Below are 8,135 nucleotides of genomic sequence, written 5' to 3' on the forward strand. Positions count from 1 at the left end.
ATCCCGTCCGCAGGATACCGTCACATGTCAAAATTCTTCATCGACCGACCGGTCTTCGCCTGGGTCATCGCCATCGTCATCATGATGGCGGGCGCGCTGGCGATCCTGCGGCTGCCCGTCGAGCAATATCCGAAGATCGCGCCGCCGACGGTGTCGATCACCGCAAGCTATCCCGGCGCCTCGGCCAAGACGCTGGAGGACACGGTCACCCAGGTCATCGAGCAGAAGATGACCGGGCTCGACCATTTCCGCTACATGTCCTCCAACAGCGACTCCTCCGGCAACGTCACCATCACCCTGACCTTCGAGCCGGAGGCCAACCCCGACATCGCCCAGGTCCAGGTCCAGAACAAGCTGCAGCTGGCGACGCCGCTGCTGCCGCAGGAGGTCCAGCAGCGCGGCATCCAGGTGTCGAAGGCCGGCAACGACTTCCTGCTGGTGGTCGGTTTCGTGTCCAGCGACGGGCGTCTCAGCCAGGGCGACATCGCCGACTACGTCACCTCCAACCTCCAGGACACGCTGAGCCGCGTCGAAGGCGTGGGCGACATCACCGTCTTCGGGCCGCAGCATGCCATGCGCATCTGGCTGGACCCCGATGCGCTGAACAACTTCGCGCTGACCACCACCGATGTCTCCAACGCGATCAAGACCCAGAACGCCCAGGTCTCCGCCGGCCAGCTCGGCGGCGCCCCGGCCGTGCAGGGCCAGCAGATCAACGCCACCATCACCGCCCAGTCCCGCCTGCAGACGCCGGAGCAGTTCGGCGCCATCCTGCTGCGCGTGAACCCCGACGGGTCGCAGGTGCGGCTGCGCGACGTGGCGCGGATCGAGATCGGGTCGGAGACCTACGAGATCAACGCCGCCTACAACGGCAAGCCGGCGGCCGGCGTCGGCATCAAGCTGGCGACCGGGGCCAATGCCCTGAACACCGCCGCCGCGGTCAAGGCGCGGGTGGCCGAACTGCAGCCCTTCTTCCCGGCCGGCATCGAGGTCATCTACCCCTACGACACGACGCCCTTCGTCCAGCTGTCGATCCACGAGGTGATCAAGACCCTGTTCGAGGCGATCGTCCTCGTCTTCGTCGTGATGTACCTGTTCCTGCAGAATTTCCGCGCGACGCTGATCCCGACCATCGCAGTGCCGGTGGTGCTGCTCGGCACCTTCGGGGTGCTGTCGGCCTTCGGCTTCTCCATCAACGTGCTGACGATGTTCGGCATGGTGCTGGCGATCGGCCTGCTGGTGGACGACGCCATCGTCGTGGTCGAGAATGTCGAGCGCGTGATGAGCGAGGAGGGGCTTTCCCCGCGCGAGGCGACGCGCAAGTCGATGGACCAGATCACCGGCGCGCTGGTCGGCATCGCCCTGGTTCTGTCGGCGGTGTTCGTGCCGATGGCCTTCTTCGGCGGGTCGGCCGGCGCTATCTACCGCCAATTCTCGTTGACGATCGTCTCGGCGATGGCGCTGTCGGTGCTGGTCGCCCTGGTGCTGACGCCGGCGCTCTGCGCCACCATCCTGAAGCCGGTCACGGCTGGCCATGGCCACGCCCGCGGCGGCTTCTTCGGCCTGTTCAACCGCGGCTTCGACGCCGGCAGCCGGGTCTATGTCCGCGGCGTGCGCGGGGCGGTGAACCGGCTGGGCCGCTATTTCATCGCCTATCTGCTGATCCTCGGCGGGCTGGGCTACCTGTTCCTGCAGATGCCGTCCTCCTTCCTGCCGACGGAGGACCGCGGCCAGCTGTTCGTGCTGTGGTCGGCGCCGCCGAACGCCAGCTCCCAGCGCACCGCCGAGACCGCCAAGGCCGTCACCGCCTATTTCCTGGAACAGGAGAAGGACAGTGTCGAAGGCCTGTTCACCATCGTCGGCTTCAACTTCTCCGGTCGCGGCCAGAATGCCGGCATGGCCTTCGTCCGGCTGAAGGACTGGAGCGAGCGCACCCTGCCGTCGCAGAAGCCGCAGGCCATCGCCGGCCGGGTGATGGGGGCGATGTCGAAGCTGAAGGACGCGGTCGTCTTCTCCTTCCTGCCGCCGTCGGTTCCGGGCCTCGGCAACGCCACCGGCTTCGACCTTCAATTGGTCGACCGTGGCGGGCTGGGTCATGACCGGCTGATGCAGGCGCGCAACCAGCTGCTCGGCATGGCGGCGCAGAACCCCAAGCTGGTCGGCGTCCGCCCCAACGGGCTGGAGGACACGCCGCAGTTCAAGCTGGACATCGACCGCGAGAAGGCGAGCGCGCTCGGCCTGTCGCTCAGCGACATCAACACGACGCTGTCGGCGGCCTGGGGCTCGTCCTACGTCAACGACTTCATCGACCAGGGCCGGGTGAAGAAGGTCTATCTCCAGGCCGACGCGCCCTACCGCATGCAGCCCAGCGACATCGACCGTTGGTACGTGCGCAATGCCAGCGGCCAGATGGTCCCCTTCTCCGCCTTCACCACGGCGCAGTGGATCTACGGCTCGCCCAAGCTGGAGCGCTACAACGGCTCCTCGTCGCTGAACATCCAGGGATCGGCCGCACCGGGCATCAGCTCGGGCGAGGCGATGGCCGAGATGGAGGCGATGATGCAGAAGCTGCCGCAGGGCATCGGCTACGAGTGGACCGGGCTTTCCTACGAGGAGCGGCTCAGCGGCTCGCAGGCGCCGGCGCTCTACGCCCTGTCGATGATCATCGTCTTCCTCTGCCTGGCGGCGCTCTATGAAAGCTGGTCGGTGCCGGTGTCGGTCATCATGGTGGTGCCGCTGGGCGTCATCGGCGCCGTCGTCGCGGCGACGCTGCGCGGCCTGCCGAGCGACGTCTATTTCCAGGTCGGCCTGCTGACCACCATCGGCCTGTCGGCGAAGAACGCCATCCTGATCGTGGAGTTCGCCAAGGCGCTGTACGACCAGGGCATGGAGCTGAAGGAGGCGGCGGCGGAAGCCTGCCGTCAGCGCCTGCGCCCGATCATCATGACCTCGATGGCCTTCATCCTCGGCGTGCTGCCGCTGGCGATCAGCACCGGCGCCGGGTCGGAGAGCCAGAACGCCATCGGCGTCGGCGTGATGGGCGGCATGATCTCCGCCACCGTGCTGGCGGTTCTGTTCGTGCCGGTCTTCTTCGTCGCCGTCTACCGCCTGTTCGTCCGCCGCCGCCCCGGCCACGGCGCCATGCCGCAGCCGGCGGCGGGGGATTGAAGTCACCGCTCCCCCTCTCCCCCCCGGGGAGAGGGGATCTCCACACCCACCCGGCTCGCATCGGTCAGCAGCGTGTCCAGCACCTCGACCAGACGGTCGATGCGGTAGGGTTTCGGCAGCACCATCACCCCGGTGGCGCGGGCGACATCCTCGCTGTAGCCGGTCGCCAGCACGACGGGCAGGTCCGGCCGGAGCCGTTGCGCGGTGCGGGCCAGATCGACGCCGCTCATGGTGCCGGGCATCACCACATCGCTGAACAGCAGATCGAAACCGCCGGCCTCCAGCAGGGGCAGCGCCTCGTCGGCGGTGGCAGTGCGGGTGATGGTGAAGCCGGCATCCTCCAATGCCGTCGCGACGGTCAGCGCCACGATGGGGTCGTCCTCCACCACCAGCACATGGCCGCCGACGCGGGTGGCGCCGGTCTCCGCCATCGCCGGTTCGGCCGCCGTCGCCGGAGCGGTGCCGGAACGGCGGATCAGCAGGCCGATGGTGGTGCCGCGCCCCTCCTCGCTCTCGATCCAGGCGGTTCCGCCGAAATGGCGGGCGAAGCCGTAGACCTGCGACAGGCCCAGTCCGCTGCCCTTGCCGATCTCCTTGGTGGTGAAGAAGGGATCGAAGGCGCGGGCCCGCACCTCGGCCGGCATGCCTGTGCCGGTGTCGCTCACCGTCAGCTGCACGAACTCACCCGACAGCCCGTCGCGAACTCCCTGGGCCGCCCCGGCGTCGCCATGCGCCAGGGTCACGTTGGTCGCCCGGATCGTCAGGGCGCCGCCGTCGGGCATCGCATCCCGCGCATTGACCACGAGGTTCAGCAGGGCCAGTTCCAACTGGGTCGCATCGACCTCCACCGGCCACAGCCCGGTGGAGAAGTCGATCTCCAGCCGGATGTCGGCGCGCAGCGCGCGGTTCAGCAGCTCCGACATGCCCAGCACGCGGTCGCGCAGATCGACCGTCTCGGGCCGCAGCGCCTGCCGGCGGGCGAAGGCCATCAGCTGCTGCACCAGCTTGGCGCCGCGGTCCACCGCCTGCCGCCCGGCATCGACCAGCGGCTGGATGCGCGTGCCCTCCGCCCGCTTCTCGATCATGTGCAGGCAGCCGGACAGCGCCTGCAGCAGGTTGTTGAAGTCGTGGGCGACGCCGCCGGTCATCTGGCCCAGCGCTTCCGTCTTCTGCGTCTGCAGCAGGGCCACCTGGACGCGCTCGCGCTCCGCCACCTCCTCGGCGACGCGGGCCTCCAGCGTGGCGTTGAGCTGCTGCAGCTCCTCCTCCGCCCGCTTGGCCTCGGTGACGTCGCTGCCTTCCACGAACAGGCCGCTGACGCGGCCGTCCTCATCCCGGATCGGCTGATAGACGAAGGTCAGGAAGCGTTCCTCCAGCGGTTCGCCCGGCCGTCGCTGGAAACTGATCGGCATGTTGCGCCCGACGAAGGTCTCGCCGCTGGCATAGACCCGGTCGAGCAGTTCGAAGAAGCCCTGGCCCTCCACTTCCGGCAGCGCCTCGCGCGCCGGGCGGTCCACCAGGTCCTGGCGGCCGACCAACTGCATGTAGGTGTCGTTCGCCAGTTCGAAGACATGGTCCGGCCCGCGCAGCACGCACATGAAGCCCGGCGCCTGCCGGAACAGGGTGCGCAGCCGTTCCCCCTCCGCCGCCAGCCGGGAGTTGGCCGCCTCGACCGCGGCGCGTTCGCGCATCAGCGCCTTGTTGGCGGCGCGCAAGGCCGCTTCGGCGAGCGCGCGTTCCACCGCAGCCCAGGTCCGCTCCGCCACATCCTCCGCCAGGGCGGCGTCGGTGTCGGTCCAATGGCGCGCCTTGGTTTCGTGCAGATAGAGGATCGCCGTCAGCTGTCCCGCCTTCAGCAGCGGCACCACCAGCAGGGAGCGCGCACCGATGCCGGCGAAGGCCGCCGCCGGCCCGCCACCACCGGTGTGGGGATTGGAGATGCGCGGATCGGTGGCGATGTCGTCCACGCGCAGCGTGTATCCCGCCCGCAGTTCCGCGATCAGCGCCGGGCCGAAGCTGTCGAGCAGCCGGGACTCGCCGGCGAGGCTCGCCACCCCGCTGTCGCTCCAGTCGCGCTCGACCGAGATCAGGCTGCCGGTCGGATCGGTCCGGCCATAGCCCGCCCGTGCTACCCCCAGATGGCGGCCGATCGCCTCGGCGGCGGCGGCGGTGATGCCGACCGGGTCGTTCAGCCCGCGCAGCCGCTCCGCCAGATCGAGCTGGAAGGTCAGCCGCCGCTCGGCCAGCACACGGGCGGTGTTCTCGGTGCAGGCGCAGAACATGCCGGCGACGCGGTCGGTCTCGTCGCGCACCGGGCTGTAGGAGAAGGTGAAATAGGTCTCTTCGCGGTAGCCGTGCCGCTGCATCACCAGCAGCCGGTCCTCGTGATAGGTCGCCTCGCCGGCGAGCGCCCGCACCACCAGGGGGGACAGGTCGGGCCAGATGTCGGCCCACACCTCGGCGAAGGGGCGGCCCAGCGCCTCCGGCTTGTCGCCCAGGATCGGGCGGTAGCTGTCGTTGTAGAGGAAGGTCAGCTGCGGCCCCCAGACCGCGAACATCGGAAAGCTGGAGGTCAGCATCAGGTTGACGATGGTGCGCAGCGACTGCGGCCAGTCCTCTGCCGGGCCGAGCGGTGTGGCCGACCAGTCCATCGCCCGCATCCGCCGGCCCATATCCCCGCCGCCGGTGAAGACGTCCGGGCCGCCATGGACGGGGCCGACAGGTGCCGGACTGCCATGAGCCGGACTGCCGGCCCCCCCGGCTTGCCGCAGCCTTGCGGCATCCTGCCAGACCGGATCGGTCATCATGCGACGAACACCGCAGCCGCGGGTTTGCGTCGTCGATGCGCGGCAGTTCGGGAAAAGATGGAGCTTTTCATGCAGATCATGGCGCGAGAATAGGCAATCGCAAGATGTGTGGCAATCAGCGGCCGCTAGCCATTTGGGAGTAGTTTTCTTAATTCGTCATGCCGGCGCGACCTTCGCACCTGTGCCGATGTTGTCGAGATCATCACATCTGCAAACCGCTTCTTGTCCTGTCCGGGATATCGGATGGGCAGCCGTTCATTCTGTACCGCTTTTTGGCCGTACCGCTTTTTTGGAGAACGCCCGTGGGTCCGTTCCATTTGTCCGCGGTTCTGCTGACCTTGGCGGCCACCTTCGGCTTCATCAATCACAAGTGGCTGAAGCTGCCCAGCACCATCGCGCTGTTCTTCGAAGGGCTGGCGCTGGCGCTGCTGGTGAGCGGCGTGGATGCGATCACCGCCAGCCTGGGCGTCGGAACGCCCCGCTGTTCCTTCTGGTGGGGCTGGAGGCGCGGTGGTCGTCACCTGGACGGGGCCGGCCCTCCTCCTGGCCGCCGGGCCGGTCGTGCCGCTGACCCTGTTCGTCCGGCCGCTCAGCCTGACGCCCGCCCTGCTGATGCATATGGGGCATAGCGGCAAATCCAACGCACCGGTCATCCTGACCTGGGCCGGCTTGCGGGGCGGCATCGCGGTGACGCTGACCGATCCGCCGACGCAGGGCAGCCTCGCAGGGGGTGGCGTGGAACTGGCGCCGCTCCGACCACACCTTGAATGGCAACAGTTGGCCGCCAGCCGGCCCCCATTATGGACCGCGCCATGATCCCCTTTTCCGTTCTCGACCTCAGCCCGATCGTCCAGGGGGCGACCGCCGCCGACAGCTTTCGCAATACCCTCGACCTCGCCCGCCATGCCGAGCGTTTGGGGTACAATCGCTATTGGCTGGCCGAGCATCACAACATGCCGGGCATCGCCAGTGCGGCCACCGCCGTGGTGATCGCCCATGTCGCCGCCGGCACCTCGACCATCCGGGTCGGATCGGGCGGGGTGATGCTGCCCAACCACGCACCGCTGATGGTGGCGGAGCAGTTCGGCACGCTGGAATCCCTCTATCCCGGCCGCATCGATCTGGGGCTGGGCCGCGCGCCCGGTACAGACATGATGACGGCGCGGGCTTTGCGCCGCGACATGACCGACAGCGGCGACCGCTTCCCGCAGGATGTCGTCGAACTGCAGATGTATTTCGAGGAGCCGGAGCCCAATCAGCGCATCCGTGCCGTGCCGGGTGCCGGGCTGAAGGTGCCCTTGTGGCTGTTGGGCTCCAGCCTGTTCAGCGCGCAGCTGGCGGCGATGCTGGGACTGCCGTTCGCCTTCGCCTCCCACTTCGCGCCGGATATGCTGATGGAGGCGCTGGCGATCTACCGCGCCCGCTTCGAGCCGTCGGCGACCCTGTCCAAGCCGCATGCCATGGTCGCCGCCAACCTGTTCGCCGCCGATACGGAGGTCGAGGCCCGGCGCATCTTCTCCTCAGCCCAGCAGCAATTCGCCAATCTCCGCCGCGGTACGCCGGGGAAGCTGCCGCCGCCGGTCGACGACATCGACTCCTGGTGGAGCAGCCCGGTCGAGAAGATGATGGTGGACCGCGCTCTCGGCACCATGGCGGCGGTGGGCACGCCGGATCAGGTGGCGGCCAAGCTGTCGGAAATCATCCGCACCACCCAGGCGGACGAACTGATCCTGGCCGGTCAGATCTATGACCACGCCGCCCGCCTGCGCTCCTTCCAGATCGGGGCCGAACTGCGCGAGCGGATCGGGTGAAAACCGGCTTGGGATGAAAAATGCGGCGGCGGCGAAAAAAGCCCTTGCGCGGCATCGGCCAGCCGGCCTATACACCGCCTCCCGCGACGCAGCACGGCCCACAAGGCAGTGACGCTTCAAAGGAAACAGCGGTCCGAACAAGTAAGTGTCGAGCGCCTCGAAAAAAAGAGGTTGACAACGAAAGTAAAGGCCACTAAATAAGCCGAACAAGACGCGGTGATCCAAAACGGAGCGCCGCTGAAATGTTCGGAAGCGACGCGTCTCAGCGTTGTGGGTTCTTTGACAAGTACATACCGTGTTGTGAGAAGGGATGCGCAGGCGGCGGCAGTTGGTAGCCGTTGCGGCCTTG

The 8,135-nt window shown here is 67.9% G+C and carries 5 protein-coding genes; 3 read left to right on the top strand and 2 right to left on the bottom strand.

The window, feature by feature from the left end; translation table 11 throughout:
• Positions 1–24 precede the first annotated feature (24 nt).
• Positions 25–3,168: an efflux RND transporter permease subunit gene (locus FZ938_RS27630; protein ID WP_149201467.1), complete on the top strand. Its 3,144-nt coding sequence runs from the start codon at positions 25–27 to the stop codon at positions 3,166–3,168.
• Positions 3,169–3,170: 2 nt separating this feature from the next.
• On the opposite strand, the gene FZ938_RS27635 is transcribed toward FZ938_RS27630, so the two are convergent.
• Positions 3,171–5,975 (bottom strand): PAS domain-containing protein, encoded by a 2,805-nt coding sequence (locus FZ938_RS27635; protein ID WP_149201468.1) that lies wholly within the window; start codon positions 5,973–5,975, stop codon positions 3,171–3,173.
• 125 nt (positions 5,976–6,100) lie between these two features.
• Entirely contained in the window at positions 6,101–6,496 is a 396-nt protein-coding gene (locus FZ938_RS30870; RefSeq protein ID WP_211101178.1) for a hypothetical protein, read from the bottom strand.
• On the opposite strand from FZ938_RS30870, the gene FZ938_RS27640 reads away from it, so the two are divergent.
• On the top strand, positions 6,486–6,791 hold the full coding sequence (locus FZ938_RS27640) for a hypothetical protein (protein ID WP_149201469.1): 306 nt from the start codon (positions 6,486–6,488) through the stop codon (positions 6,789–6,791). The genes FZ938_RS30870 and FZ938_RS27640 overlap by 11 nt on opposite strands.
• Positions 6,788–7,786 carry an LLM class flavin-dependent oxidoreductase gene (locus FZ938_RS27645; protein ID WP_149201470.1) on the top strand — a complete coding sequence of 333 codons (999 nt, stop codon included), beginning with the start codon at positions 6,788–6,790 and terminating at the stop codon, positions 7,784–7,786. The genes FZ938_RS27640 and FZ938_RS27645 overlap by 4 nt, the downstream gene beginning before the upstream one ends.
• Positions 7,787–8,135: the final 349 nt, after the last annotated feature.

It is taken from the genome of Azospirillum oryzae (assembly GCF_008364795.1).
Lineage (GTDB): Bacteria > Pseudomonadota > Alphaproteobacteria > Azospirillales > Azospirillaceae > Azospirillum > Azospirillum oryzae.

What these genes read in the sequence shown, in the direction of transcription:
- FZ938_RS27630 (WP_149201467.1), top strand. Translation starts at nt 25, where the DNA reads ATGTCAAAATTCTTCATCGACCGACCGGTCTTCGCCTGGGTCATCGCC.
- FZ938_RS27635 (WP_149201468.1), bottom strand. Translation starts at nt 5,975, where the DNA reads ATGATGACCGATCCGGTCTGGCAGGATGCCGCAAGGCTGCGGCAAGCC.
- FZ938_RS27645 (WP_149201470.1), top strand. Translation starts at nt 6,788, where the DNA reads ATGATCCCCTTTTCCGTTCTCGACCTCAGCCCGATCGTCCAGGGGGCG.